General features: G+C 69.6%; 22 protein-coding genes and 1 pseudogene. 17 read left to right on the top strand and 6 right to left on the bottom strand.

All coding sequences use genetic code 11. The features are described from left to right. Positions 1–34: 34 nt before the first annotated feature. Positions 35–1360, bottom strand: a complete 1326-nt coding sequence (locus tag KDL01_RS20795) for an acetyl-CoA C-acetyltransferase (RefSeq protein WP_212530216.1) — start codon at positions 1358–1360, stop codon at positions 35–37. A gap of 76 nt (positions 1361–1436) precedes the next feature. Between KDL01_RS20795 and KDL01_RS20790 the strand changes: the two genes are divergently transcribed. Together KDL01_RS20790 and KDL01_RS20785 are read left to right on the top strand one after the other, a co-directional pair. Next, positions 1437–2822 carry a 3-oxoacyl-ACP reductase gene (locus KDL01_RS20790; protein WP_212530215.1) on the top strand — a complete coding sequence of 462 codons (1386 nt, stop codon included), beginning with the start codon at positions 1437–1439 and terminating at the stop codon, positions 2820–2822. Between the two features lies 1 nt (position 2823). Next, positions 2824–3699, top strand: a complete 876-nt coding sequence (locus KDL01_RS20785) for a MaoC/PaaZ C-terminal domain-containing protein (protein WP_212530214.1) — start codon at positions 2824–2826, stop codon at positions 3697–3699. A 38-nt stretch (positions 3700–3737) separates the two neighbouring features. On the opposite strand, the gene KDL01_RS20780 is transcribed toward KDL01_RS20785, so the two are convergent. Then, on the bottom strand, positions 3738–4454 hold the full coding sequence (locus KDL01_RS20780) for a TetR/AcrR family transcriptional regulator (protein ID WP_212530213.1): 717 nt from the start codon (positions 4452–4454) through the stop codon (positions 3738–3740). A gap of 70 nt (positions 4455–4524) precedes the next feature. On the opposite strand from KDL01_RS20780, the gene KDL01_RS20775 reads away from it, so the two are divergent. From KDL01_RS20775 to KDL01_RS20760, 4 genes are all read left to right on the top strand, one after another. After that, on the top strand, positions 4525–5001 hold the full coding sequence (locus tag KDL01_RS20775; RefSeq protein ID WP_212530212.1) for an SCP2 sterol-binding domain-containing protein: 477 nt from the start codon (positions 4525–4527) through the stop codon (positions 4999–5001). A gap of 13 nt (positions 5002–5014) precedes the next feature. Further along, positions 5015–6286: an acyl-CoA dehydrogenase family protein gene (locus tag KDL01_RS20770; protein ID WP_212530211.1), complete on the top strand. Its 1272-nt coding sequence runs from the start codon at positions 5015–5017 to the stop codon at positions 6284–6286. A 254-nt stretch (positions 6287–6540) separates the two neighbouring features. Then, on the top strand, positions 6541–7095 hold the full coding sequence (locus tag KDL01_RS20765) for a DinB family protein (RefSeq protein WP_212530210.1): 555 nt from the start codon (positions 6541–6543) through the stop codon (positions 7093–7095). A gap of 364 nt (positions 7096–7459) precedes the next feature. After that, entirely contained in the window at positions 7460–8182 is a 723-nt protein-coding gene (locus KDL01_RS20760; protein WP_212530209.1) for a class I SAM-dependent methyltransferase, read from the top strand. An 83-nt stretch (positions 8183–8265) separates the two neighbouring features. On the opposite strand, the gene KDL01_RS45995 is transcribed toward KDL01_RS20760, so the two are convergent. Then, on the bottom strand, positions 8266–8535 hold the full coding sequence (locus KDL01_RS45995) for a LacI family DNA-binding transcriptional regulator (RefSeq protein WP_212530208.1): 270 nt from the start codon (positions 8533–8535) through the stop codon (positions 8266–8268). A 115-nt stretch (positions 8536–8650) separates the two neighbouring features. Between KDL01_RS45995 and KDL01_RS20750 the strand changes: the two genes are divergently transcribed. The 5 genes from KDL01_RS20750 to KDL01_RS20730 all read left to right on the top strand — a co-directional run bounded on the left by KDL01_RS20750 (position 8651) and on the right by KDL01_RS20730 (position 17066). Further along, positions 8651–10621 carry a glycoside hydrolase family 127 protein gene (locus tag KDL01_RS20750; protein WP_307846467.1) on the top strand — a complete coding sequence of 657 codons (1971 nt, stop codon included), beginning with the start codon at positions 8651–8653 and terminating at the stop codon, positions 10619–10621. A gap of 96 nt (positions 10622–10717) precedes the next feature. After that, the gene (locus KDL01_RS20745; protein WP_212530207.1) at positions 10718–13792 is read left to right on the top strand and encodes an RICIN domain-containing protein; all 3075 of its coding nucleotides are present in this window, start codon (positions 10718–10720) and stop codon (positions 13790–13792) included. Between the two features lie 98 nt (positions 13793–13890). Further along, positions 13891–15168 carry an ABC transporter substrate-binding protein gene (locus KDL01_RS20740; protein WP_212530206.1) on the top strand — a complete coding sequence of 426 codons (1278 nt, stop codon included), beginning with the start codon at positions 13891–13893 and terminating at the stop codon, positions 15166–15168. Positions 15169–15259: 91 nt separating this feature from the next. Then, on the top strand, positions 15260–16219 hold the full coding sequence (locus tag KDL01_RS20735) for a carbohydrate ABC transporter permease (protein WP_212530205.1): 960 nt from the start codon (positions 15260–15262) through the stop codon (positions 16217–16219). A gap of 28 nt (positions 16220–16247) precedes the next feature. Beyond that, a complete protein-coding gene (locus KDL01_RS20730; protein WP_246576729.1) occupies positions 16248–17066 on the top strand; it encodes a carbohydrate ABC transporter permease in 819 nt (272 codons plus the stop codon). A 40-nt stretch (positions 17067–17106) separates the two neighbouring features. Here KDL01_RS20730 and KDL01_RS20725 read toward each other — a convergent pair whose 3' ends face one another. Continuing rightward, the gene (locus KDL01_RS20725) at positions 17107–18528 is read right to left on the bottom strand and encodes an MFS transporter (RefSeq protein WP_212530204.1); all 1422 of its coding nucleotides are present in this window, start codon (positions 18526–18528) and stop codon (positions 17107–17109) included. Between the two features lie 338 nt (positions 18529–18866). Here KDL01_RS20725 and KDL01_RS20720 point away from each other — a divergent pair, with 338 nt between their 5' ends. Continuing rightward, positions 18867–19619 (top strand): DUF899 family protein, encoded by a 753-nt coding sequence (locus KDL01_RS20720; protein WP_212530217.1) that lies wholly within the window; start codon positions 18867–18869, stop codon positions 19617–19619. 60 nt (positions 19620–19679) lie between these two features. Here the strand turns inward: KDL01_RS20720 and KDL01_RS20715 are convergent, their stop codons facing one another. Further along, positions 19680–20936 (bottom strand): ATP-grasp domain-containing protein, encoded by a 1257-nt coding sequence (locus tag KDL01_RS20715; RefSeq protein ID WP_212530203.1) that lies wholly within the window; start codon positions 20934–20936, stop codon positions 19680–19682. Between the two features lie 269 nt (positions 20937–21205). Here KDL01_RS20715 and KDL01_RS20710 point away from each other — a divergent pair, with 269 nt between their 5' ends. The 5 genes from KDL01_RS20710 to dpgC all read left to right on the top strand — a co-directional run bounded on the left by KDL01_RS20710 (position 21206) and on the right by dpgC (position 26002). Next, a complete protein-coding gene (locus tag KDL01_RS20710) occupies positions 21206–21424 on the top strand; it encodes an MbtH family protein (protein WP_212530202.1) in 219 nt (72 codons plus the stop codon). Next, positions 21421–22770 carry a condensation domain-containing protein gene (locus KDL01_RS20705; protein ID WP_212530201.1) on the top strand — a complete coding sequence of 450 codons (1350 nt, stop codon included), beginning with the start codon at positions 21421–21423 and terminating at the stop codon, positions 22768–22770. The genes KDL01_RS20710 and KDL01_RS20705 overlap by 4 nt, the downstream gene beginning before the upstream one ends. A 160-nt stretch (positions 22771–22930) precedes the next feature. Then, positions 22931–24055, top strand: coding sequence for a 3,5-dihydroxyphenylacetyl-CoA synthase DpgA (dpgA, locus tag KDL01_RS20700; RefSeq protein WP_212530200.1), 1125 nt, complete (start codon positions 22931–22933; stop codon positions 24053–24055). Between the two features lie 31 nt (positions 24056–24086). Continuing rightward, positions 24087–24764 carry an enoyl-CoA-hydratase DpgB gene (gene dpgB, locus KDL01_RS20695; RefSeq protein WP_212530199.1) on the top strand — a complete coding sequence of 226 codons (678 nt, stop codon included), beginning with the start codon at positions 24087–24089 and terminating at the stop codon, positions 24762–24764. Next, positions 24761–26002 (top strand): (3,5-dihydroxyphenyl)acetyl-CoA 1,2-dioxygenase DpgC, encoded by a 1242-nt coding sequence (dpgC, locus tag KDL01_RS20690; protein WP_307846464.1) that lies wholly within the window; start codon positions 24761–24763, stop codon positions 26000–26002. The genes dpgB and dpgC overlap by 4 nt, the downstream gene beginning before the upstream one ends. A gap of 57 nt (positions 26003–26059) precedes the next feature. Here dpgC and KDL01_RS20685 read toward each other — a convergent pair. Continuing rightward, positions 26060–26256: pseudogene (locus KDL01_RS20685) on the bottom strand (IS5/IS1182 family transposase); the annotation flags it as partial.

Genomic DNA, 26256 nt, shown 5'->3' with positions numbered 1-26256 from the left:
AAGAGACAGGGCGCGGGGCGTGGAGCGGGGCGGATCAGCTCTCGAGCAGCGCGGTCACGCCCAGGCCGCCGGCCGCGCAGATCGAGATCAGTCCACGATGACGCTCACCGTCGGCAGAGCTCTGCTTGAGCAGCTTGGCCAGGGTGGCGGTGATCCGCGCGCCGGTCGCGGCGAACGGGTGCCCGACCGCGAGCGAGGAGCCGTGGACGTTGATCCGGGCCGGATCGATCGGGCCGAGCGGCGCGTCGAGGCCGAGCCTGTTCTTGCAGAACTCAGGGTCCTGCCAGGCTTTGAGGGTGCTGAGGACCTGCGCGGCGAAGGCCTCGTGGATCTCAATGAAGTCGAGGTCTGCGAACGTCAGCCCGGCGGCGGCGAGCAGCCGGGGCACGGCGTAGACCGGGGCCATGAGCAGGCCCTCGGCGCCCGGATCGCCGTGCACGAAGTCGACCGCGGCGGTGCGCGACGCGCCGACGTACGCGAGTACCGGCAGGCCCCGTTCGCGTGCCCACTCCTCGCTCGCCAGCAGGACCGTGGCGGCGCCGTCGGTGAGCGGGGTGGAGTTGCCCGCCGTCATCGTGGCCGGGGCGTCCGGCAGGTCGAGGCCGAAGGCCGGCGCCAGCTTCGCCAGCTTCTCCACCGAGGTGTCCGGCCGCAGGTTCTGGTCTCGCTCGAGCCCGCGGAACGGCACGACCAGGTCGTCGAAGAAGCCTGCGTCGTACGCGGCGGCGAGGCGGTGGTGGCTGGCCGCGGCCCACGCGTCCTGCTCGGCCCGGCCGATCGACCAGGCGGCCGCGGTGCGCGCGGCGTGCTCGCCCATGGACAGCCCGGTGCGCGGCTCGGCGATGCGCGGGATCTCCGGCACCACCTGGCCCGGCCGCAGGCCGCCGAGCGCGCGCACGCGTCCGCCGAAGCCGCGGGCCCGGCGCGCGGAAAGCAGCACCCTGCGTAGATCCTCGTTCAGCGCCAGCGGCGCGTCGCTCGCGGTGTCCACCCCGCCGGCGATCCCGCACTCGATCTGCCCCAGCGCGATCTTGTTGGCCACCAGGATCACCGCCTCGAGGCCGGTGCCGCAGGCCTGCTGCACGTCGTACGCGGGCGTGCGCGGGTCGAGGGCGCTGCCGAGCACCACCTCGCGGGCGAGGTTGAAGTCCCGGCTGTGCTTGAGCACCGCGCCCGCGGCCACCTCGCCGATCACCGTGCCGCCCAGGGCGAACCGGCGCACCAGCCCGTCGAGGGCGGCGCCGAGCAGATCCTGGTTGGACGCCGTGGCGTACGGCCCGTCGGCCCGGGCGAACGGGATCCGGCTGCCGCCGAGCACGGCCACGCGGCGCGCGGTCGGGGCGGGGTCGGGGGCGGTCATCGGCGCGGCTCCTTGTGGCGGGGGTCGTCGGTTACTTACTCTTGAGTCAACTTACCCATCAGTAAGGAGAAAATCCATGGCGGATCGCTACCAGAAGTTCACCAGCGGGGCGGTGGGCGGCTTCGCCGCCCGACGGCTCGGCCTGCCCCGCCCCGAGCTCCTGCGCAGGTTCCGGCCCGGCGATCGCGCCCTGGTCGGCCCGGTGCTCACGGCCGGCGGCGGACGGCTCGGCAAGGAGCTCGCCGCCGTGCTCGAGGCCGCGGGCGCCGAGACCGGACCCGCCGCGTCCCCGGGCGCGCTGGTGTTCGACGCCACCGGGCTCACCGAGAGCGCCGAGCTGGCCCGGATGTACGGGTTCTTCCACGACCGGATACGTACGCTGGCACCCTGCGGCAGGGTCCTGATTCTCGGCACCCCGCCCGACCGCACCGGCTCGGCCCGGGAAGCGGTGGCACAGAAGGCGATCGAGGGCTTCGTGCGCTCAGTCGGCAAGGAACTGCGCCGCGGCGCCACCGCCAACCTGCTCCAGGTCGCCCCGGACGCACCGGGCGCGATCGAGTCGGCCGTGCGCTTCCTGCTCTCCGCCCGCTCCGCCTACGTCTCCGGCCAGGTGCTCGCCCTCGGCACCGTCCCGGCGCACTCCGCCGAGCCCGCCGCGTCCGCGGCCGCCGCCTCGTCGCTCGCGTCCACCGACCCCACCTGGAGCTGGGAGAAACCCTTGGCCGGGCGCAAGGCGGTGGTCACCGGCGCGGCCCGCGGCATCGGCGCCGTGATCGCCCGGACCCTGGCCCGCGACGGCGCGTTCGTGCTCTGCGTCGATGTGCCCGGCCAGGCCGCGGCCCTGACCGACGTGGCCGCGGCCGTGCGCGGCGAGGCGATGGAACTCGACATCACCTCGGCCACCGCCGTGCCCGCCCTCGGCGCGCGGCTGCGCCGCGAGGACCTCGGCGGCGTCGACCTGTTCGTCCACAACGCGGGCGTGACCAGGGACAAGACCCTCGGCCGGATGGACCGCACCCAGTGGGACACCGTGCTCGACGTGAACCTGCGCGCCGTCGAGACCCTCACCGCGGCGCTGCTCGACCCGGCCGACCCGCTGCTGCGCCCCGGCGGCCGGATCGTGTGCACCTCCTCCATCAACGGCATCGCGGGCGCCGCCGGACAGACGAACTACGCCGCCAGCAAGGCCGGGCTGATCGGCCTGGTGCAGGCCCTCGCGCCCCGGGTGGCCGACCAGCTCGGCGGCACCGTCAACGCCGTCGCCCCCGGCTTCATCGAGACGCGGATGACCGCCGCCGTCCCGCTGTTCGTGCGCGAGGCCGGGCGCCGGATGAACAGCCTGCGCCAGGGCGGCCAGCCGATCGACGTGGCCGAGGCCGTCGCGTTCCTCGCCGCTCCCGGCAGCGGGCGGATCAACGGTCAGACGCTGCGCGTGTGCGGCCAGTCCCTGCTCGGGGCCTGACATGGGTTCCGCCGCCTCGTCGCTGACCGGATCGTATGTGCGGGCCCTGCTGCCCAAGCGCCGGGCCGGCGCCTGGGTGCAGGCCGGGATGGAGCGCACGGACGTCGCCGTCGCCCCGGCCGCCCTCACCCGCTACCGGCGCCTGTGCGGATTCGCCCCCGACGGCCCGGTGCCCGCCACCTACCCGCATTTGACGGCGTTTCCGCTGGCTATGGCCCTGATGACGCGCCGGGACTTCCCGTTCCCGGTCCTCGGCCTGGTCCACCTGGCCAACGAGATCGAGCAGCTCGAGCCGCTCGACGAGGACCGCCGCCTCGGCTATCGGGTCTGGATCGAGAAGCCGCGCGAACACCCCAGGGGCGCGGCCTTCGACGTGCTGGCCGAGGCCCACGACGCGGGCGAGCGCCGCATCCTGTGGCGCGCCACCAGCACCTACCTGCGTCGCGCGAAGCCCTCCGCCGCGAGCCGCCGTCCACACGCGACATCGGCATCGTCCTCGTCGGCGTCCCGGCCCGCGGACACACCCCCGCCTCCGCCCGGCGCCGAACCCTGGTACCTGCCCGCCGACCTCGGCCGCGCCTACGCCGCCGTATCCGGAGACCGCAACCCGATCCACCTGTACCCCGGCACGGCCCGGCTCTTCGGCTACCCCCACCCGATCGCGCACGGCATGTGGACCGCAGCCCGCTGCCTCGCCGCCCTCGCCGCAGCCGACCTGCCCGACCGCTTCCGCCTGCGCGTCGAGTTCCACGCTCCGGTACCGCTGCCCAGCACGGTTCTGTTCCACGCCGCGCAGACCACCGACATCCGCGACTTCAGCCTCAGCTCCGCCGACACCGGCCGCCGCCACCTCCACGGCGACCTGGCCCCGCTCTGACGGGCCGTCGCTTCTCGCCGCGCCCATCCCACCGTTCGTCAGGCCGCGCCCGCGACACCCGTTCCGCCCTCGAACGCTCCGCCCTCTAACCCGCCCGGGGGCGTCCACACCTCACCGCCCAGGATCTGCCGCATGCCCACCCACACCATGCCCATCAGCCGCAGCGTCACCCGGTCCGGGCTCTCCTCGGGGTAGCGCTCCATCCAGTCGGTCAGCGAGTCGGCCGCCCCGACCAGCGCGTGCGCCACGAAGTCCGCGTCCGCATCGCCGAGGTGGCCGGAACCGCCGCCGAGCTCGATGCCCTCGCGCACCAGCGTGCGCACCTCGGTCAGCACCGCGCGCCGGGCCCGGGTGATCTCGGCGGCCATCGCGTCGCCGAGCCCCGGAGCCTGCCGGTGCAGCACCGCCCAGCTGTCCTTGTGATCGCTGACGAAGCCGAAGAACGCGCGCAGCCCCGCCCACAGCCGCAGCTCGGAGGTGCCCACCTCGGTGGCCGCGTTCTGGAACGCCGCCACCAGCCGGCCCTCCTCCCGGTGCAGGCAGGCGAGGAAGAGCCCTTCCTTCGATTCCAGATACAGGTACACCAGCGGTTTGGAGACCCCCGCCAGCTCCGCGATCTCGTCCACCGACGCGGCGCTGTAGCCTCGCTGCGCGAACACCCGGATCGCGCAGTCCATGATCTGCTGCTCCCGCTCCTCGCGGGGCAGCCGCCTGCGGGCCTGCGGAGCGTGCGCCCGGGACCGTTGCTCGTTCACCCTTGTCACCTTAGTGCCGTGCCGAGTAACTTACTCACCGGTAAACTTACTCTAGAGTCAGGAGTTGGGCATGTCGGAGTCCCCGACCGCCGCGGCCGAACTGGCCGGGCTCGATTTCGCCGCCGTGAGTCCGCAGGAGTTCGCCCGGCTGGTCAAAGCCTCCTCGGCCAAGGAACTCGCCGCCGCGTTCGAGGGCGAGACGCGGCAGCGGGGCCTGCGCGAGATCTTCGCCCGGATGGAGCGGCTCTTCCGTCCGGACGCCGCGGGCTCGCTCAAGGCCCTGATCCGCTGGAAGATCGAGGGCTCGGCCGCCGACGGCACCGCCGTGTTCGAGACCGCCATCGCCGACGGCGCCTGCACGGCGGCCGAGGGCGCCTCGGCCGCCGAGCCCCGGGTCACCCTGGCGCTGTCCGACGCCGAGTTCCTCAAGCTGGTCTCGGGCAACGGCAACCCGGTCACCATGTTCGTCATGCGCAAGATCAAGATCGGCGGCGACGTCGGCCTGGCCGCGGGCCTGACCCGCCTGTTCGACATCCCCAAGGCCTGAGAGGACCACGTACGTGACCGGATTCTCGCTGGAACTGACCGAGGAGCAGCGGGAGCTGCGCGAGTGGGTGCACGGCTTCGCCCGGGACGTGGTGCGCCCGGCCGCGGCCGAGTGGGACGAGCGCGAGGAGACCCCCTGGCCGGTGATCAAGGAGGCGGCCAAGATCGGGCTCTACGGCTTCGAGTCCCTGGCCGAGCTCTACGGCGACCCGAGCGGCCTGTCGCTGCAGATCGCGAACGAGGAGTTGTTCTGGGGCGACGCCGGCATCGGCATGGCCCTGTTCGGCACCTCCCTCGCCGTCGCCGGGATCTTCGCCGCCGGCACGCCCGAGCAGCTGGCCGAGTGGGTGCCCCAGTGCTTCGGCGACCAGGACGACCCGAAGGTCGGCGCGTTCTGCGTCTCCGAGCCCCAGGCCGGCTCGGATGTCAGCGCTCTGCGCACCCGCGCCCGCTACGACGAGGCCAAGGACGAGTGGGTGATCGGCGGCCAGAAGGCGTGGATCACCAACGGCGGCATCGCCAACGTCCACGTCGTCGTCGCCAGCGTCGAGCCCGAACTCGGCGCCCGCGGCCAAGCCGCCTTCATCGTCCCGCCCGGCACCCCCGGCCTGCAGGGCGGCCCCAAGATCAAGAAGCTGGGCCTGCGCGCCTCCCACACCGCGGACGTCTTCCTCGACGAGGTCCGCGTCCCCGGCCACTGCCTGCTCGGCGGCAAGGAGCGCCTGGACCGCCGCCTGGCCAAGGCCCGCGAGCGGATAGCCGGCGAGCAGGCCAGGGCGGGAGAGAACGCGTCGGAAGCCCGCAACCAGCAGCAGGGCCAGGCCCAGCAGGCCGCCATGGCCACCTTCGAGGTCAGCCGCCCCACCGTAGGCGCCCAAGCCCTCGGCATCGCCCGCGCCGCCTACGAGTACGCCCTCGAATACGCCGGCCGCCGCGAGGCCTTCGGCCGCCCCATCGTGGAGAACCAGGCCATCGCCTTCGCCCTGGCCGACGTGCGCACCGAGATCGAGATGGTCAGGCTCCTGATCTGGTCCGCCTCCTGGATGGGCCGCAACGGCAAGCCCTTCGACGCCGCCCAGGGCTCCATGTCCAAGCTCCGCGCCGGCGAACTCGCCGTCACCGCCACCGAGAAAGCCGTCCAGATCCTCGGCGGCGCCGGCTACAGCCGCGAACACCCCGTCGAGCGCATGTACCGCGACGCCAAGATCTACACCATCTTCGAAGGCACCAGCGAGATCCAGCGCCTCGTCATCGCCCGGGCCATCACCGGAAGGTATATCCGCTGATCAGAGTCCTCCCGAAGAGGTGGGCGGGCCCGGCGACAGCGATGTGAGCACGGTGGCGTCTGCGCCGGCTCTGTTCCGTCTGCGTTCGGTGAGAACGAGGGGCGAGGACGGAACAGAACCGGGGAGTCTCGCAGTTCCCCGGCGAAGTTCGCCCGGGTGCGAACGGACCCCTTCCAGCACCGAGTGGTGCTAGCGTGCGTGCCTGCGCCGCTGCTGCGACGAAGCCCACGAAGCCACCGAGCCTGGGAGCTGACATGGCTGACACGACTGTGCTCGACCCCGTCACGCGCGACGTACTCGCGATCTTCGAAGACGCGCGATTCCGGCTGTTCGAGCGCCTTGAAGGCCTGACCGACGCCGAGTACCTCTGGGAGCCGGTCAGCGACAGCCTCAGTATCCGCCCCGGTGACGACGGCGCATTCCGAGTCGCCAGGGCGTTTCCGGAGTCGGTCCCGGGCGTGCCGGACCCCGTCACGACGATCGCCTGGCGCATCTGGCACATCGGCAACCTCTGCCTGCGCGGCTACGTGCTCATTTTCTTCGAGGACGTCCCCGACCTCGGCGACCGCCTCGCCTGGCCGGGCACCGCCAAGGAGGGCATCCAGGCGCTCGCCGAGGAGTGGGAGCGCTTCACCTCCCGCATCGCAGCCCTCGGCGACAAGCGCCTGCTCGAACCGATGGGCCTGGGCCCCGGCGACTCGGCTGGCGAAACCTACCTGAAGCTCACCCTGCACGCTCTGGACGAGGTGGCGCACCACGGCGGAGAGATCGGCCTGCTGCGCGACCTATACGTGCGAGAGCGCGCCTGAAGCTAATCCGAATTCTGCCAGCCACGTGTGCAGATGTCGGTCCTGAACGAGGCCTGACAGCACTCCTCGACCGATAAATACCCCTGATAAGCCTCGAACAGTAGATTTTGAAGGCGTCGAATCTCATCTGCTCCGGAACGGGCACCTGGATGCTGCCGTGCGCTATGCCGACCCCAGCACGGAGGCCGACGGGGAAGAATGCTCAGCGTCGTTGGTAAGAACCCTACGTGGGTTGACGCGCATGGATGCCCGGTTGTCCCAGTTTACGAATGGTGTACGGTAGTCGGGCTGTCCGGCCTTCATTTCATCAATCGGTTGAGGGTGGGCAGATAGGTGACATTACGTGCACGAGGGGAAGAATGAGATGACGGCGCATTCCGATCAGCCGGGTACCGAAGAGCTCGAACCCGTCAGCGAGGAACAGTTGGCGCAGCAGCTCGCGTACTACTCCAGCCGGGCGGAGGAATACGACGATTGGTGGCTTCGGCGCGGCTCGTTCGACCGGGGTGACTCGGCGAACGAGCGCTGGTTCCGCGAGGCGGGGTCCGTCCGGTCCGCGCTGGACTCGACCGACCTCGGCGGAGACGTCCTGGAACTGGCGCCGGGCACCGGGACGTGGAGCATTCATCTCGCTCCGCGCGCGCGTCGGCTCGTGCTGGTCGACGGATCCGCCGAGATGCTCGCCCGCAATCCGGTGGCCGGCCTGGAGCACGTCCGCACCGAGATCGCGGACCTGTTCACCTGGGAGACGGCACAGCGCTTCGATGCGATCGTCTTCACCTTCTGGATCTCGCATGTCCCGCGCGAGCGGCTCACCTCTTTCTTCGCTTCCGTCGGAACGTGGCTGCGCACCGGCGGGAGCGTGTTCTTCGTCGACGACTTGCCCGTCGCCGCGACCGAGCCGCATGTGGCGGCCGCGACCGGGCAGACCATGGTGCGACGGCTCGACAGCGGTGCGAGCGCGACGATCGTGAAGAACTTCTACAGTGCCGACGAGCTCGGCGAGGCCGCGACCGCGGCCGGCATCGAGCTCGAGGTGCGCGAGAGCGGAACCCTCTTCCAGTACGGGATCGGCCGCAAGCGCTGAGCACTGCGGCGCTGAGCCCCAGGGTCCGTCGGGATGCCCATTCGGCGAGGAAGCGGGCCATCAGCGCGTGACCAGCCCCACGGTCAGGCCCGCCCGGAGAGCAGGCTCTGGGCGGGCACGTCGGGCTGGAAGTTGAGCCGCTCGGCCGCGGCCTGCACTCGCTGCCGGGTCTCCTGGCGCAGCCTGCCCCGCCCGTTCAGCGCCCGGGAGGCGGTCCCGGGGGTGACCCGGCCAGCGCGGCGGCGTCGCTGAGGGTGGCCCGTGCGGCGGGTTCTCTGGGCGGTCCCGCGGCTACCACGGGAAAACCATTTCCCAACCCGTCTGGTCGTTCCAGAACCCTGCTTCCCCTGCATCCGTGCAGATCATGGCCCCGCAAAGCGATCTTCGCAGAGCATTGACGTACTGCCGGGGCGGTCCTACTTTCTCTGTGGGCAAAGGATTTCCCACAACGGAAGGGGGGCTGTGTCCGTGTCCGAGCTGACCACACAGGCGACGCCGGGCCCGCTGCTGCCCAGCGCCGCGGCCGCCACCGCGCTGCGGCCCGCGCGCGCCGCCGCGGTGACCGGGGGCTTCTGGAGCAGACGGCGCGCGGTGAACGCCGAGGCGAGCATTCCGCAGGGGCCGGGGCTCCTGGAGGCGGCCGGGAACCTGCACAACCTGCGGGTGGCCGCGGGCGCGCACGCAGGCGAGTTCCGCGGGCAGTACCCGTTCGTGGACTCGGACGTGTACAAGTGGCTGGAGGCGGCCTGCTGGCGGCTGTCCGAGCTCGGTCCTGGCGAGGGCGGTCCGACGGCGCGCCGGCTCGAGGGCGATGTGGAGCGGATCATCGCCCTGATCGCCGCGGCCCAGCGGCCGGACGGGTATCTGAACACGTGGTTCCAGCTCGGCAAGGGGGAGGGGCGCTTCCTGGATCTGCGGTGGGGCCACGAGCTGTACTGCGCGGGCCACCTGATCCAGGCGGGCATCGCCCACCACCGCGCCACCGGGCGCGACGCCCTGCTCGCCGTCGCCTGCCGCTTCGCCGACCTCCTCGTCGCGGTCTTCGGCGCGGACGCGCCGGAGCGCATCGACGGCATCCCCGGACATCCCGAGATCGAGACGGCGCTGGTCGAACTCTTCCGGGAGACCGGCGAGCGGCGCTATCTCGACCTGGCCGGCCTCCTGGTGGACCGGCGCGGGCACGGGCTGCTCGGCGGCGAGGGCTATTTTCAGGACCGGGTGCCGCTGCGCGAGGCGCGCAGCGTCGAGGGCCACGCGGTCCGGCAGCTCTACCTGCTGGCCGGCGCCGCGGACGTGGCGGCGGAGACCGGTGACCGCTCCCTGCTCGCGGCGGGGGAGCGGTTGTGGGAGGCGATGGCCGCCACCAAGACCCACCTGACCGGCGGCCTGGGCGCGCACCACGACGACGAGTCGTTCGGCGACCCCCACGAACTGCCCACGGAGCGCGCGTACTGCGAGACCTGCGCGGCCGTCGCCTCGGTGCACTGGAACTGGCGGCTCGCGCTGCTCACCGGCCGCGCCCGCTACGCCGACCTGGCCGAGCGCACGCTGTACAACGCGCTGATCGCCGGCGTTTCGCTGGATGGACACAGCTGGCTTTATGTCAATCCATTGCAGGTTCGGGACGGGCACGCGGATCCGGGCGGGGACAAGACGATCCGCCGCACGCGCTGGTTCCGCTGCGCCTGCTGCCCGCCGAACGTGATGCGGCTGCTGGCCGCTCTCCCGCACTACCTCGCCTCCACCGACGGCGCGGGCCTGCAGCTGCACCAGTACGCGACGGGCCTGTTCGCCGGGGAGTGTTCCCGCGGGCCGCTGGTTGTGAGCGCTAACACTGATTTTCCCTGGCAGGGCCACGTCCGCATCGTCGTGCAGGAGGCGCCCTCGCGCGCGGAGTGGACGCTCTCCCTGCGCATCCCGCACTGGTGCGCGCGGTACGTCGTGCGGGTGGGCCGGGAGGTGGTGCCCGCCACCGCGCGGGCCGGCTGGCTCCGGCTGCGCCGCGCCTGGCAGGTCGGCGACCAGGTCGATCTGGAACTCGACCTGACGCCTCGGCTCACCTGCGCCGACCCGCGGGTGGACGCGGTGCGCGGGTGCGTCGCCATCGAGCGCGGCCCGCTCGTGTACTGCCTCGAAGAGGCCGACCATCCCGGCGGGGGGCTCGACCGACTCGTCCTGAACACCGAGGCGGACCTCGTCGACCGGTACCGACCCGACCTGCTCGGCGGCGTCACCGTCATCACCGCGTCGGGCTGGCGCCGCCCCCGCGCCGGGGCGAAGAACTGGTGGCCCTACCGCACCGCGCAGGGTGCGTCGCGCGGGGCGCGTCGCACGCCCGCGGGCGCGCCGGGCGAACCGGTCACGCTCACCGCCGTCCCCTACTACGCGTGGGCCAACCGCACGGACGGCGCGATGCGCGTCTGGCTGCCCACCGCATGAGCCGAGACCCTCCCGTCCCCTACTCACCAGAGAGGAATCACCGATGTCTGTTGGACATCACCCGCACCGCAACGAAGCGAAGCGGGTGAACGCGCAATGACGCGCGTCCGTTCGGCGCGCGGGCCGCGCCGCTCGATCGCCGGCGTCCTGGCCGGCCTGCTGCTCGCCGTCCTGCTGCCCGTCCTGGGCACGGCGGCCCCGGCGTCCGCCGCGTCCACCTTCACCTCCACGGCGGTGAACCGGGGCAGCGGCGACTGCATGGACGACCCGAACAGCTCGACGAGCACCGGCGTCCAGCTGATCCAGTACTCCTGCAGCTCGGGCAGTAATCAGAACTGGACCTTCACCCCCGTCTCCGGTACCTCGGCGACCTACACCATCACCACCTTCGCGGGCTTGTGCGTGGACGTCTCCGGGCGTTCCACGGCCGACAACACCAAGATCATCCAGTGGACCTGCAACCAGCAGACCAACCAGCAGTGGACCCTGCAGCCGGTCTCGATCTCCGGGGTGGGCAACACCTTCAATCTGGTGTCCGTCAACTCCGGCAAGTGCATCGTCCCGACCGGGGACAGCACCGCCAACGATGTCGTGCTGGTCCAACTGCCCTGCACGAGCGCGACCACCCGGGTATGGCAGCTGCCCTCCGCCAACTCGGGCGGCGGCACCGGCGACACCGTCACCGTCACCAGCCCCGGATCGCAGACCTCGACCGTCGGCACTGCCGTCTCGCTCCAAGTGAGCGGTTCCGACTCGGTGTCAGGGCAGACGCTGACCTACTCGGCCAGCGGGCTACCCGCGGGCCTGTCCATCAGCTCCTCCGGACTGATCTCCGGCACGCCCACGACCGCGGCCGGCTACACGCCGACGGTGACCGCGACCGACACCACCGGCGCCGCCGGCTCAGTCTCGTTCAGCTGGACGGTGAACTCCTCCGGTGTCAGCAGCTACCAGGGCATCCCCGCGGTGGCTCCCAACGCGTGCAACAACTCCAGCCTGCCCAACGCTTACGGAACCAACTTCCCCACCCCCACCGACCCCTACGGTCAGGGCTATTACAACGAGTCCGCGCTCGGCTGGGACGGGAACTACTGGCCGGTGTTCTCCTACCTGTCCGGCTCGTACTTCGCCCGCGGCGTGCCCACGACCTACAACGCGGGCGGCACCACGATCTGCGGCGCGATGTACTCCTTCAGCATCTACCAGACCGGTGGCAGCCGACCCGCACAGTCCGTGCAGTGGAGTGAGGACAGCGGCTACCTGCCCGCGCTGACCACCTCGTTCACCAGCGGGACGACGGCCGTGTCCATCAAGGACTTCGCCGACAAGGTCACCATCTCCGGCAACCCGTTCATGCTGGTCTACACCCGGGTATCGGTCACCGACAACGGCAGCTCCGCGATCACACTCGACCCGGGCGGCTCCGGGACGAACCTGGTGCGGCTGACCAGCACCTCGCTCAACACCGTCCAGCCCGGCGCCACCAGCAACCACGACTACGTCGCCGCCGTCGACGACTTCGGCAGCGGCGTCGCCCTGCCCAGCGCCGCGACCCTCGCGAGCAGCGCTCCCACGCTCGACTCCGCCTACAGCGCGATGAGCTCCTACTGGAACGGCCGGATCGCCGAGACGGCGACGATCTCGCTGCCCAACCTCACCCTGCCGAACACCGGCAACCTCGCCAACCCCGGCACCGCCCTGGTCAACGCCTACAAGGCGGGCACCATCTACAACCTGATCATGCAGGTCGGCGAGGCGCAGTTCTCCGCCGCCGACAACTATGCCTGGCTGCTCAACCACGACGTTCCCGGCGAACTGATGGCCCGCTTCGAGACCGGCGACTTCCACGACGCGCAGAACCTGCTGTTGACCGCGCGCATCTCGGAGAACCCGAGTTTCAACGAAGAGGGCGCCAACTGGTACTACGACGGTGACTGGAAGACCCCGGCCGTCTGGGCGCTGTACCTCGCCAAGACCAACGACACCGCGTTCGTCAGCCAGTACTTCCACGACGACTCGGTCGGCTCCAGCCCGTGGGGCCCCAGCCTCTACACCATCATGCACAGCATCTACCAGGGACAGCTCGCCTCGGACGGCGTCCTGGCCGCCAGCTACGACAACGACTCGTCCGGGCGCTGGCTGTTCGACGACTACTCGGCGCTGCAGGGCCTCGCCGCGTACAAGTACATCGCGACGAGACTCGGCAACACGGCCGAGGCGCAGTACGCCGACACCGCCTACACCTCGCTGCTCAACAACCTCAACACCCTGCTCGGCAACAACGAGTCCGCCAACGGATTCAGCTACCTGCCGTGCACGGTGGACCAGCCCAACTCCGCCAACCGCTGCAACACGTACAACGACGCGAACTGGGCCTCGCCGGAATGGACCGGTCAGGATCAGTGGTCGACGATGCTCGAAGGCGGAACGCTCAACGGCATCGCGGGTAGCGCCGCACAGGGCGACGCGCTCTACGCCTGGGGCTTCAACCGGCTCTCCGCCAACGGCCTGCCGTACCCGACGTTCGGGGCCTTCGACGGCTACTCCACCGCCTACAACACCGCCTACTCGATCAACGGCCTCTACGGGACGCAGTACCGCGACCTGCCCATCACCAGCTATGCCTGGCAACTCGCGACCACGACCGGCGGTCCGAACGCGTGGTGGGAGGCCAACGGCAGCGGCCCGGACAGCGGCAACCCGTGGATCGGCAACCACGCCGGACCGGAATTCGGCGCCTGCCCCTACGCCTGGCCGACCTCGGCCCAGCAGCAGGGCCTGCTCGAATCCCTGGTCGCCCAGGGCCTGTCCGCGACCGGCACCGGACCGTTCACCTACACCAGCCCGCTCTACCTCGGCCGCGGCATCCCCAACACCTGGATCACCGCCGGCCAGACCATCTCCGTCAGCAACCTGACCAGTGCTTACTCCGTGAGCAGCGGGAGCCGCAGCACCTACGGCGTCTCCCTGGCGGTCACCAAGCCCGGCACCGGGCGCGTGATCACCGTGACCCTGAGCGGGACGCTGCCCGGCGGCTCCATCGCCGTGCAACTGCCCATCTTCAACTCCGTCGCGGTGAGCTCCGTCACCGGCGGCACCTACGACTCCACCGCACACAGCGTCACCGTGAACTCTGGCACCACCACCGTCACCATCACGCTCGCCAGCTGAGCGGACCGTACTTGACCATCCACCAGCCGGCGGCCGCAACCCGCGGCCGCCGGCCCCGGCCGAGGAGCCACCGAATGCGAACCACCAACCGGACCCGAATGCGAAGACTCCGCACAGCCCTCGGCGCCGTGGTCGCCGCCCTCAGCCTCGCGCTCGCCGCGGCCTGTTCCAGCGGCGGCTCCGCCCAGGCGGGCGGCGGGCCGACCTCGGGAGTCACGATCACCATGTGGACCAGGGCGGGCACGCAGTCCCAGACCCAGGCGCTCATCGACGCGTACAACGCAAGCCACAGCAATCACGTGGTGCTGACCGTCTACCCGAATGAACAGTATCCGGCGAAGATCGCCAGCGCGGCCGGTGCGCACGCCCTGCCCGACATCTTCACCTCCGACGTCGTCTTCGCCCCGAACTACGTCTCCCAGGGACTGTGGGCCGACGTCACCGACCAGTTCGACGCGCTGCCCTTCAAGAACGACGTGGTGCCCTCCTTCATCAAGGCCGGAACGAGCAACGGCCGGCTCTACGCGGTGCCGCACGCGCTCGACCTGTCCGTGCTCTACTACAACAAGGCCCTGTACCGGCAGGCCGGCCTCGACCCGAGCAAGCCGCCGACCACTCTCGCCCAGTACGCGGCACAGGCCCGCACGGTGGCCAAGCTCGGCGGCCAGATCCACGGCAGCTACGAGGGCGGCAACTGCGGGGGCTGCGTCGAGTTCACCGTCTGGCCTTCGATCTGGGCCGACGGGGGACAGGTGATGAACAGCGGCGGCACACAGAGCTACATCGACTCGCCGCAGGCCCAGGCCGTCTTCCAGATCTACCGCGGTATGTTCGCCGACGGCACCATGGCCCCCGGCGCCAAGCAGGAGGACGGGACCACCTGGCTCGGCGCGCTGCAGTCCGGGGACATCGGGATCGCTCCCGGCCCGTTCTCCTGGTATCCGCTGCTCCTGCAGAAGGGCCTTGATATGGGTGTGGCGCCGATCCCGGGGGTGAACGGCGGCAGTTCCACCTTCATCGGCGGCGACGTCGCCGGGATCTCCTCCACCAGCAGCCACGAGGCCGCGGCCTGGGACTTCCTGTCCTGGACCCTCGGCGACCAGGCGCAGGTGAACGTGATCGCCAAGGACCACGAGGTGATCGCCCGCACCGACCTGGCGCAGAACCAGTACGCGCTGGCCGATCCGAACGTGGTGACCGTCAACGGGCTGCTCGCCAAGGGCCAGACTCCGTACGCGCTCAACTTCAACGCCACCTACAACGACCCGCAGAGCCCGTGGACCACGACCCTGCGCGGCGCGCTGTTCGGCCCCGACCTGACCCAGGCCCTGTCCAGCGGCCAGACGGCCATCACCGCCTCACTGCAACAGCAGTAGAGGAGAGCAAGTAGACGAGAGCACGTCGGCCACCGGCAGACGGACGACGACAGGTACCAGCAGGCACGAGCAGCAAGGCAAGGGAGTTCTGATGCAGACCACCACGGCCGCGCCCGTCGCGCGTGCCCCCGGCGACGCCGCGGGCGCGGGCCGTCGGCGGAAGCGGGCCGGCGGCCGATCCCGCCGCCGCGCCCTCGCCGGACTCGGCTACGCCGCGCCCACCGCGGCCGTGGTGGGGCTGCTCTTCCTCGTCCCCCTGGTGCTGGTGGTGTGGATGTCGCTGCACCACTGGCCCCTGCTCGGCAACCCGACCTTCAACGCTCCGAAGAACTACACCGACGTCGCCCACAACACCCTCGTCGCCACGGCGGCCTGGTTCACCGTCAAGTACACCGTCGTCACCACGGTGGTGCTCTTCACCATCTCCTTCGGCCTCGCGCTGATGGTGCAGCACCCGCGCCCCGGCGTGGGCCTGCTGCGCACCGCGTTCTTCCTGCCGGCGGCCGTCGGCTTCGCCACCGCCTCGCTGCTGTTCCTCGGCTTCCTGAGCTCGGCCATCGGCCCGGTCAACCCGGTGCTCGAGCATCTCGGCCTGATCAACGCCCCGGTGGACTGGATCACCGGCAGTCCCGGCGGCGCGCTCGCCTCCACCGTCACCCTGGTGACCTGGCGCTTCGCCGGTTTCAACATGCTGATCCTGCTCACCGGACTGCAGGCGATCCCGGTCGAGCTCTATGAGGCCGCCCGGATGGACGGCTGCTCGCGCTGGCAGACCCTGCGCAGGATCACGATCCCGTTGCTGCGCCCCACCATCGCCTTGGTCCTCATCGTGATGACCACCGGTTCGCTGCTCGCCTTCGACCAGTTCTACATCCTGACGAAGGGCGGTCCGGACGACTCGACCACCTCCGTCGTCATGGTGATCGTCCGCGAGGCGTTCGTCCGCTTCGACCTGGGCTCGTCCGCCGCGCTCTCGGTCCTGGTGCTCCTCGTCCTGCTCGTGCTCAACGTCGTCCAACTCTCCTTCCTTCGCCGCCGCGAGGAGAAGTAGGCCCGGCACCACGGAAGAAGGCAACCGCATGATGACGACCCGCACCGCCCGACGCAGGGCGGCAGGCCTCGGCTACTACGGGACCGCCGGCGCCCTCGCCATCCTGTTCCTCCTGCCGCTCGCCTGGAGCGGCTGGGCCTCCGTCCGCACCCCGCACGGCTTCGGCCTGGCCAGCTATCGCAACATGATCCACTATGGCGACGGCATCGGCACCTACCTGCGCAACAGCCTCGAGGTCACGGCGATGACGGTCGCGGGCACCCTGGCCGTCTCGCTGCTGGGCGGCTACGCCTTCGGCAGGTTCCGCTTCCCCGGCAAGAACCTGCTGTTCCTGGCCACACTGGCGATCCTGATGGTGCCCTATCCGACGATCCTCATCCCGCTCTACGTCCTGCTGGGCTGGCTCGGCCTGCAGAACTCACTGGCCGGCCTGGCGGCGGTGCTGGTGATGTTCCAACTGCCGTTCGCGACCTTCCTCATGCGCAACTCCTTCGAAGCCGTCCCGCAGGAGCTGGAGGACTCCGCCGCGGTGGACGGCTGCGGCACCTTCACCGCGTTGACCAGGGTCATGATCCACGTGGTGCGCCCGGCCGTGGTGACAGTCGGACTGTTCGCCTTCCTCGCCGCCTGGAACGAGTTCTTCGCCGCGCTGATCCTGCTCAACTCGTCCGACAAGTTCACCCTCCCGCTGGCCGTGGTCGACATGGAAGGACGCACCTTCGGCTCCATCGACTACCCCACGCTGCAAGCCGGCGTCGTGTTCATGGCCATCCCGTGCCTCTTCCTGTTCCTCCTGCTGCAGCGCAGCTACGTCCGCGGCTTCATGTCCGGCGCCCTGCGCGGCTGACGGCGGGCGCCAACGTCAGAGGAATGCCAAGCGCTGCAGCTCACACGTTGACCCGCGGCGGCGGTGCATCGAGCGGGCAGTGCCGGAGGAACTCGCCCTCGGGCGGCTGTGGCGCCGTGAGTGGATGGGGGTTTCGGATGAGTACCGCCGCCATCAGGCCACTGAGCACGCACAAGAGGCCCGAGACGACGGATGCCTTATGGAAGCCGCGCGAGAAGGCGGCCGGGTCCAGGTATGCCCTCTCGGTGATCCCGGCGACCGCCGGCAGGACTGCCACCGCGATCAGACCGGCCGTTCGGGCGACGTCGTTGTTGACCGCCGAGGCCACGCCGCTCTGCGTCGACGGTGCGGAGGACAGCGCCGTCGAGGTCAGCGGCGCGACCGTCGTGGCAAAGCCCAATCCGAGGAGCAGGACTGAGGGAAGTACCTGTGTCCAGTACGTACCTGTGGCGTCGATGCGGACCAGGAGCAGCACGCCCAGGCCCACGATGCATGGGCCCGCGCTCATCTGCAGCCGCGGGCCGATCCGTGCGGCCAGCGCTCCGGAGCGGGCCGAGAGCGTGAACGTCAGAGCGGTCAACGGGAGCAGTGCGAGGCCCGCCTCCAGCGGGCTGTACCCAGAGACCTCCTGCAGTTGGACGGGCAGCAGGAAAAACACCCCGCCGATCGCGCCGTAGAGCACGAAGGTGACCGCGTTCGTCGCCGAAAACTGCCGGGAGCGGAACAACTTCAGGGGCAGCATCGGTGTCGCGGCGTGTCGTTCCCACAGGACGAATACGGTGAGCAGGAGCACGCCGGAGACGAGGGCCGCGACTGCCGCGACACCGTGCCATCCGCCCGAGGGGCCCTCGATCAACCCGTAGGCGAGACCGGCCAGCCCCAGCGTGACCAACGCCCCGCCGGTCACATCCAGCCGGGTCCCGGACAAGCTCGGATCGCGCGACTCGGGCACGTGGCGTAGAGCCAGCACGACGACAGCCGCCGCCAAGGGCAGGTTGATCGCGAAGATCAGGCGCCAGGACGCCCACTCGATGAGAACTCCGCCCAACAGCGGCCCGATCGCGCCGCCGACGCCGGTGAATCCGGACCAGATGCCGATGGCCTTGCCGCGGTCCTCGGGTACGAACGAGGCCTCGAGGATGGCCAGGCTGCCCGGCATCAACAGCGCCGCGCCCACACCCTGGATCGAGCGGGCGACGATGAGCACAGCAGTGTTCGGCGCCAGTCCGCAGAGCCCGGACGCCAGCGCAAACCAGATCACCCCGATCACGAAATAGCGTTTGCGGCCGTGCCGGTCGCCGAGTGCGCCACCGACCAGGAGCAGTCCTCCGAGGGTGAGCGTGTAGGCCGTGACGACCCACTGCAGTCCGGACACGGTGGCACCGAAGTCCCGCCCGATGGCAGGCAGCGCGATTCCGACCACGGTCGCGTCGATCGAGGCCAACGTCGAGCCGAGAATCATGGCCGCGATGACCCGTCGTCCCGGGCCTGTTCCCAAGTGGAGCGTGGCGCCGCCACCGGAACGGCCTGGTTCTGTCACGCGACCACACTACGGCCGCGATGCTTCCACCTGCGGCGACGCGGAGCGCGCCACGCCGCCGGCCCTGCGGCGGCGCCTTCGTACTTCCCAGTATGTATGTTCATATATCAAAAAATTTAAAAAAAGAGTGGAATGACTGCCGCCGCCGACTCCGGGAACGCCTTCGACGCAGTGTGTACGCGTCGTGCCGAAGTGTTGTGCTTCGTGTCGAGTGGCGCTAGAAATGTAGCGTGTCTGATTCCCTTACAAACAGTTATCAAATCCCACAGATCGCCGATCGCGAGACCTGGCGGGCGAAGGTCGGGGAGCTCCGGATCAAGGAGAAGGCCCACACCAGAGCCGGGGACGCACTGGCTGCGGAGCGGCGCCGGTTGCCCATGGTCGAGGTCGATCCGACGGCCAAGCTGATCGGCGCGGACGGGCTGGTTCCGTTGATCGACGTCTTCGACGGGCGGTCCCAGCTGATCGCCTATTTCCACATGTGGCACGCCGGGCGGCCCGCCGCCGAGCAGTGTGAGGGCTGTACCTTCTCGACCACTCATATCAGTGAGGTGTCGTATCTGAATTCGCGGGACGTGAGCTACGCGACCTTCTGTGAGGGGCCTTACGAGGAGAGCTCGCGCTATCACGACTTCATGGGCTGGACCACTCCCTGGTACTCGGTGCCGCCGGAATCCGTGGACGCACTGATCGCCGACCGGCACTTCGGCATCCTGGCCAGCTATATCCGACAAGGTGACCGGGTCTTCGAGACCTATTGGACCACCGGCCGCGGCAATGAACCGATGTCGCCGTCGTACGGGCTCCTGGATCTGACCGCCTACGGCCGGCAGGAGCTCTGGGAGGACTCGCCCGAAGGCTGGCCGCAGCGGTGGGATTCCAACCGCAGGAGCGGGGGCAGCCAGTTCCGACTGGACGGTCGCCCGACCGCCCAGTGGTCACGCATCAAGGCCGGACGCGACGACGACCTCGGCGCGGCCGCCGGCGAGGACTCGGAGCACCACTGTCACTGAGCCCACATGAGCACGGCGACAGCCTCGTGACGGGCGGAGAGCCGGAGCGAGGGCGTCGTGCTATCCATCGGTCCGGATCGTCAGCGTCTGCGCGGCCTCGACGCAGAGGTCGACGAGTTCGTCCTCACTGTCGGCGCCGAAGATCAGGAACAGGTACCAGTCGGACGGTCCGTCGCACCGGGCCCGGTCGCCGATCTGGCGCCGCCGATGCCAGGTGATCATCCCGGGATGCCGCGAGAGTTCCTCGTCGGTCGGCATTTCGGTGATCACTCCGGGAACGGTCGGCCGGACGCTGATCCCGCCGACGTACGGCCGGGCCGAGTGCAGCGCCGGGATGGTGCCGGTCAGGGCGGCCGACGCGGCGAGCGGCCACGTGGCGTGGCCGTGATAGGCGCCGATCATGAGCTGGATCCAACCGCCGCCCGGACGCGAGGCGATCTCGGAGAAGAGAAGCTCCCCGTCCGGACGCTCGAACACCTCCACATGGGTGGGGCCGGAGTCGATGCCGAGTGCCGGGTTGAGCCGGGTGTGCATGTCGCGCAGCCGCTCGTAGAGTTCCGGGTAGTCCTCGGGCAGCAGGATCATCGAACCGTCGAGGCGGTTGTCCAGCACGGTTATCCTCGGCCGCAGGTACCTGTGCACCACGAACGTCAGCGCCTTGTCTCCCGACCAGATCGCGTCGACACACAGTTCCTCGCCGGTGACGTACTCCTCGACGATCAGCTGATGTGACCGCTGTGAGACGTCGAAGGTCAAGCCGGTGGCAACCGTGGCGAGGTCCGCGGCATCGTCGACCTTCTCCGTGGTGGTCGCGCCGTACCCGGAGGCCGGCTTGACGATCAGCGGGGCGGAGAGCTCTGCGGCGATCCGGGTGACCGCCGCCGCGTCCGCGGGGTCGGGCAACGACCGGAACTCCGCCGTCGGCACGCCCGCGCCGCGGACCAACTCCTTCATCAACCGCTTGTCCCGGTGCGCGACGTGATGCAGCGGGTTGCCGGACCTGCCGAGCAGCAGTTTCAAGTATCCGGCGCCGAATTGGCTCGTCTCGGCCTGGCAGAAGACCTCCGCGACCGTCCGGCCGGAAGACCGCAGGTCGACGGCAACCGCGGACAGCTCGGCGATGGAGTCGAAAGAGCTGATCCGGTAGACCTTCTCGCACTGGTCGAGCAACCGCTGGTCCAGCGGGCGATAGCGCCGGTCCATGCCATCGAGCACCAGACAGACCTCGGCATGCTGGTCGAAGAGGGCAACCAGCACCTCCTGCTGGGCGTTGCAGACGACGACGATGTCATGATCGTCAACTGGCCTCGCAGTCATCGGTCGCTGCCTCCTAGTTCGACCTGCCTGTCCGTTGCCGGGCCTGGTCAGTGCCACGCAGGATCTCAGCAACCATGGTCGCCGGAGAGAGCACCAGCCGGCACCCTCCAAATTGCCCTCTGGACCGGCACACCGGCAGGCCCAGGTTCGGCAATCAGGAATATGCGCCGAACTTGACTCCTGCAGCATCGTGTACAAGAGGAGCCAGGAGTCTCGATAGGCCATAGACACAAGGCGTTGCCCGGCGGCCTGACACAAGGAGAAAGCAGATGACCAATCCGTTCGAAGAGCCGGATGCCGATTACAGTGTGCTGCGCAACTCGCAGAATCAGCACTCGCTGTGGCCGGCCGTCATCGCCGTACCGGACGGCTGGACTGCGGTATACGGGCCGGGGCTCCGCGCGGACTGCCTTGCCTCTGTGCGTGAGCACTGGGTCGACCTGCGTCCGTCGGACGTCGCCGAATTCCTCGCGGCGGTATCGCGATGACCGGGCGGGATTCCTCCCCGACGCCGGACAGGTATCCTCTGGCATCCCAACAGCAAGACCCGGATCACGTCATACGCTCTTCCAAGCACACCTTTTCGTCGGCACTGCGCATCAAGGGGGAACTGCGGCTCGACGCCCTCAAGGGTGCGCTCGACGATGTGGTGGAACGGCACGGAGCCCTGCGTACGCGGATCAATTACGGCGAGACGGATGAAGGCGAAGGATACCAGGAGGTATTGCCGCCACTGCCTGTGCCGTTCACCGTGCACGATATTCCCGTCGTTCCCGGCCGGTCTCGCGACGAAATCGCCGTCGACGTGCACCTCGGTTTGTGCGATGAGCTCATTGATTTCTCCGTCACGCCCTCGCTGCGCGCCGCCCTCTACCGATTCGACGACCATGACGCGGTACTCACCCTCATCACCCACCATCTCTTCGGCGACAACTGGTCGTCCGGCGTGCTCCGCCGCGACCTCGCCGCCTGTTACAACGCCAGGGTGAGCGGAACGCCGCATGCGCTGCCGACCCCCTTCCAATACCACGAATACGCATCGCGGCAGCGGGGGTTTCTGCGGAGCGAAAAAGCGGATACCGTACGCCGCTACTGGACGGACACCTTGTCCGATACCGGGATGTACGCGATGCCGGCCGATCGGCCGAGCGGTCCCGACGGCCTGAAATCACCCAGCGCGGTCTGGGATTTTCTGATCGATCCCGACGACTCCGCGAAGATCAGGGCAGGCGCGGGCCTGAATCGTTGCACCGCTTATCATGTGTTCTTGGCGGCGGCCGTGGTCCTGGCCGAGAAAATTCGCGGTTCGTCCGACGTCACGCTGCTGACCGTGAACAACGGCCGCAATTCCAAAGATTTTCAGGACTCTGTGGGGTTCTTCTCCAGCATGGTTCCCCTCCGTCTGGAATTCGGCACGTGTAAGACTTTCCGGGAAATCATGCTCCTCGCGCGGAAGTCGAGTATGGACGCCCAGCGAAACCTGATGACATTAGAGGATATAATTCCGCTGGTCCCCGACCTCATGAAGCCTTTCGGCGATCCGCAGTCCATGCCGTTCGCCTTCAACTACGCCAGGCCGCCGATGGCCTCGGCCGATATTCAATTCGCCGACAGCGTCGAGCCGGTGATCTTGCCGGACGAGGCGCCGGCGATGTATCACCGCGGTGCGTGCATGTGGGGTTTGACGATGCTTCCGGCGGGCGAGTTCCGGTGTGTCGTCGAGTACGAACCCGACATGGTCGACGCGGACACGGTCGACCGGTGGGGATCGGACTTCGTCAACCTGGTTCTGGCGATCGCCAACACGCCGGATCGGCCTTGGCGGGACCGGTAGCAGGCTCGATGGCGCGTCGCCGAACAGACAGGCCGCACCCGGCCGCCGACGGCGCGGTGACGGTCGGATCGATCATCGAGAGAAGGAGTCTGACTTTGCCCGAGCACGAATGCCAGTCATCTCGTTCGGCGCAAGCGTCTCAGCGCAGACGGAACCGTCGATGACGGAAGATCTCTACGACGGGCAGCCCTTCGATGTCACCGCGGTGCCCTCGTCGGTCGCGCTGCCGTTCTCGAAACTGCGCGGGGTCGGCACCGCCGTGCCCGCCACCTCCTACTCCCAACAGGAACTGCTCGACTTCTTCCGGATCACCGATCCCCGGATCCGCTCCGTGTTCGCCAACAGCGCCATCGATCGGCGGTTCCTCACCCTGCCCCCCGAACTTCCCGACGGCCGGCCGCACCCGGAGCGGCAGGGCGAACTGCTCGCCAAGCACAAGGCGCAGGGCATCGACATGGGCGCCCGCGCAGTGCGGGCCTGCCTCGCCGACGCCGGGTTCGGCCTCGCCGACGTGCGCTACCTGTGCTGTGTCAGCTCCACCGGGTTCCTCACCCCCGGTTTCAGCGCACTGCTGATCAAGGAGCTGGGGCTCGACCCGTACTGCGTCCGGCTCGACGTGGTCGGCATGGGGTGCAACGCGGGGCTCAACGCGCTCAACGCGGTGACCGGCTGGGCGGCCAAGAACCCGGGCGAGCTCGCGCTGATGGTCTGCGTCGAGGCGTGTTCGGCGGCCTACGTGTTCGACGGCACCATGCGCACGTCGGTGGTCAACAGCCTCTTCGGCGACGGCGCGGCGGCGGTCGCGGTGCGCGCCCCGATCGGCTGTGACGCGGACGCCGGGCCCGGCCCGGTCGTGCTCAAGTTCGCCAGCATCGTCATCCCGGACGCCATCGACGCGATGCGCTACGACTGGGACGACGCACAGGACCGCTTCAGCTTCTACCTCGACCCGGAAGTGCCCTACGTGGTCGGCGCGCACGCCGAACTGGTCGTGGACCGCCTGCTCGCCGGCAGCGGAGTGCGTCGCCGCGACGTCGCCCACTGGGTCGTGCACTCCGGCGGCAAGAAGGTGATCGACTCGGTGATGGTGAACCTCGGCCTCAGCCGGCACGACCTGCGCCACACCACCAGCGTGCTGCGCGACTACGGCAACCTCTCCAGCGGCTCGTTCCTGTTCTCCTACCAGCGGTTGCGCGCGGAAGGCGTCGTGCGGCCGGGGGACTACGGCGTCCTCATGACGATGGGCCCCGGCTCGACGATCGAAACGGCACTCGTCCAATGGTGAGCCGCCAATCGGACAACGAAGGACACCTGTGATGATTCCCGCTCGCACCGACCACACCGAGTTGCGGCTGCGCTTCGATGGCCGCCGGCCGCTCTCCGCCGACCTGGTGGCCGAGGTGACCGGCTTCGCCGACCGGCTCGAGGCCGAACCCGGCTCGGTCGGAGTGCTCGAACTGTCCGGAGCGCCGATCGATCCGTTCCCCGGACGGGTCGGCATTCAACTGGTCAACAGATGGGAGCGGGGACTGCGCCGGCTCGAGCTCGCCGCCGCGGCCACCGTCGCGGTCCTGTCGGGCGAATGCGGCGGCGCCGCCCTCGACGTCCTGCTCACCACCGACTACCGGGTGGCCACCCGTGACACGAGCCTGATGCTGACCGCCGGCGGCGGCGCGGCGTGGCCAGGCATGAGCCTGTACCGGCTCGCCAACCAGGTCGGCGTCGGCCGGCTCCGGGGTTCGGTGCTGTTGGGCCGCCCGCTCTCCGCCCTGGAGGCGGCGGGTCTGTCTTTGCTCGACGAGGTCGTCGACGACGCGGGGGCCGCGATGCGGACCGCGGGGTCGGTCGCCGGCGGCTTGGGCGGCCACCAGGGGCAGGACGTGGCCATTCGCCGAAGGCTGATGCTGGACGCCGCGGTCACCAGCTACGAGGAGGCACTCGGCGCTCATCTCGCGGCGTGCGACCGGGCGCTGAGGCTCGCGGGCCGGTCATGACCGGCGTCGAGGCCGCGCGTGCGGGCTCCCTGAGGGCAGCCGCGGCAGCCGTCAGGGAGCCCGCCGATCAGCACGCCTCCCGTTCGTCGCGCCGTGCCTTCATGGCCGCGAACGCAGAGGCCGTATATGACGTGCTGACCGCGGGCCGCACCCGGCACCTGCGACTGGGCGCTCTCGTCGAGCTGGCGGCAGCCGAGTTCCCCGGACTGGTGCCGACGCCGGACGAACTGGCGCAGGACGCGGCGCGCCGGCAGTCGGACAAGCGCGGACTGGAGATCGACGTCGGAATCTTCATGCACGGCATCCTCTCGGCGCCGGTCGCCGGTGAGCACCTGGTCGACGCGATGTTGCGGCCGACGCCGAGGGCGTTGGCACGGCTCGACGAGTTCCGCCGCACGGGTGCCCTGGACCTCGGCTCGGTACTGGTCAGACGTGACGGCGCCGCCGCGCATCTGACCATGTGCCGGGGCGATCGTCTCAACGCCGAGGACAACCAGCAGGTCGAGGACATGGAGACCGCCGTCGACGTGGCGTTGCTCGACCCGGCGGTGCGGGTCGGGGTGGTTCGGGGCGGCGTGATGGACCACCCGCGTTACCGCGGCAGACGGGTGTTCAGCGCCGGGATCAACCTCAAGGAGCTGAGCGCCGGGCGGATCTCGCTGATCGACTTCCTGCTGCGGCGGGAGCTGGGCTACCTGAACAAAATCGTGCGCGGCGTGCGGGTGGACCACGAGCAGTCGTGGCGCTCGCCGGAGATCGAGAAGCCCTGGCTCGCCGCCGTGGACGGCTTCGCGATCGGCGGCGGCATGCAGATGCTGCTCGTGTTCGACCGGGTGATCGCGGCGAGCGACGCCTACCTGGCGCTGCCTGCGGCCAAGGAGGGGATCGTACCGGGTGCCGGGAATCTCAGGCTCGGCCGGCAGGCGGGCGCCCGCCTGTCCCGCCAGATGATCCTCGGCGGTCGGCGGATCCGGGCGAGCGAACCGGACGCCCGGCTGCTGGTCGACGAGGTGGCCGAGCCGGAGGACATGGACGCGTCGGTCGAGCGGGGCGTCGCCCTGCTCGACAGCCCCGCGGTGGTGGCGAACCGGCGTATGGTCAACCTCGCCGAACACCCGAGGGACCGGTTCCGCACCTACATGGCAGAGTTCGCACTGCAGCAGTCGATCCGGATCTACGAAGACGACGTGCTCGGCAAGGTGAACCGTTTCTCCGCCGGAGCGGCCGCTCCACGCTAGGCGGTGTTGGTGAATCTGACCATCTATTAATCTCTATGTACGGTCTCTGTGTCCGGGTCATTCCGGGCACAGAGACCGTAGCCAGATCAGTGCACTGACCAGCTCGATTCCGCCTTGGTAGCGGTCGGGGAGCTTGTCGTAGCGGGTCGCGATGCCGCGCCACTGCTTGATCCGGTTGTTGCATCGTTCGATCAGGTTGCGGCGCTTGTACAGTTCGGCGTCGAATGCGGGGGGCCGCCCGCCTTTCGGGCCCT

This window comes from Actinospica durhamensis, from assembly GCF_018139695.1.
Taxonomy (GTDB): Bacteria; Actinomycetota; Actinomycetes; order Streptomycetales; family Catenulisporaceae; genus Actinospica; species Actinospica durhamensis.
The sequence above is the reverse complement of the archived record's forward strand: the minus strand, read 5'-3'. Positions and strand labels throughout refer to the sequence as shown.

Coding starts and splice junctions, on each gene's coding strand:
- KDL01_RS20795 (WP_212530216.1), bottom strand. CDS start 1,360: ATGACCGCCCCCGACCCCGCCCCGACCGCGCGCCGCGTGGCCGTGCTC.
- KDL01_RS20790 (WP_212530215.1), top strand. CDS start 1,437: ATGGCGGATCGCTACCAGAAGTTCACCAGCGGGGCGGTGGGCGGCTTC.
- KDL01_RS20785 (WP_212530214.1), top strand. CDS start 2,824: ATGGGTTCCGCCGCCTCGTCGCTGACCGGATCGTATGTGCGGGCCCTG.
- KDL01_RS20775 (WP_212530212.1), top strand. CDS start 4,525: ATGTCGGAGTCCCCGACCGCCGCGGCCGAACTGGCCGGGCTCGATTTC.
- KDL01_RS20765 (WP_212530210.1), top strand. CDS start 6,541: ATGGCTGACACGACTGTGCTCGACCCCGTCACGCGCGACGTACTCGCG.
- KDL01_RS20760 (WP_212530209.1), top strand. CDS start 7,460: ATGACGGCGCATTCCGATCAGCCGGGTACCGAAGAGCTCGAACCCGTC.
- KDL01_RS45995 (WP_212530208.1), bottom strand. CDS start 8,535: ATGCAGGGGAAGCAGGGTTCTGGAACGACCAGACGGGTTGGGAAATGG.
- KDL01_RS20745 (WP_212530207.1), top strand. CDS start 10,718: ATGACGCGCGTCCGTTCGGCGCGCGGGCCGCGCCGCTCGATCGCCGGC.
- KDL01_RS20740 (WP_212530206.1), top strand. CDS start 13,891: ATGCGAAGACTCCGCACAGCCCTCGGCGCCGTGGTCGCCGCCCTCAGC.
- KDL01_RS20735 (WP_212530205.1), top strand. CDS start 15,260: ATGCAGACCACCACGGCCGCGCCCGTCGCGCGTGCCCCCGGCGACGCC.
- KDL01_RS20730 (WP_246576729.1), top strand. CDS start 16,248: ATGATGACGACCCGCACCGCCCGACGCAGGGCGGCAGGCCTCGGCTAC.
- KDL01_RS20725 (WP_212530204.1), bottom strand. CDS start 18,528: ATGATTCTCGGCTCGACGTTGGCCTCGATCGACGCGACCGTGGTCGGA.
- KDL01_RS20715 (WP_212530203.1), bottom strand. CDS start 20,936: ATGACTGCGAGGCCAGTTGACGATCATGACATCGTCGTCGTCTGCAAC.
- KDL01_RS20710 (WP_212530202.1), top strand. CDS start 21,206: ATGACCAATCCGTTCGAAGAGCCGGATGCCGATTACAGTGTGCTGCGC.
- KDL01_RS20705 (WP_212530201.1), top strand. CDS start 21,421: ATGACCGGGCGGGATTCCTCCCCGACGCCGGACAGGTATCCTCTGGCA.
- dpgA (WP_212530200.1), top strand. CDS start 22,931: ATGACGGAAGATCTCTACGACGGGCAGCCCTTCGATGTCACCGCGGTG.
- dpgB (WP_212530199.1), top strand. CDS start 24,087: ATGATTCCCGCTCGCACCGACCACACCGAGTTGCGGCTGCGCTTCGAT.
- dpgC (WP_307846464.1), top strand. CDS start 24,761: ATGACCGGCGTCGAGGCCGCGCGTGCGGGCTCCCTGAGGGCAGCCGCG.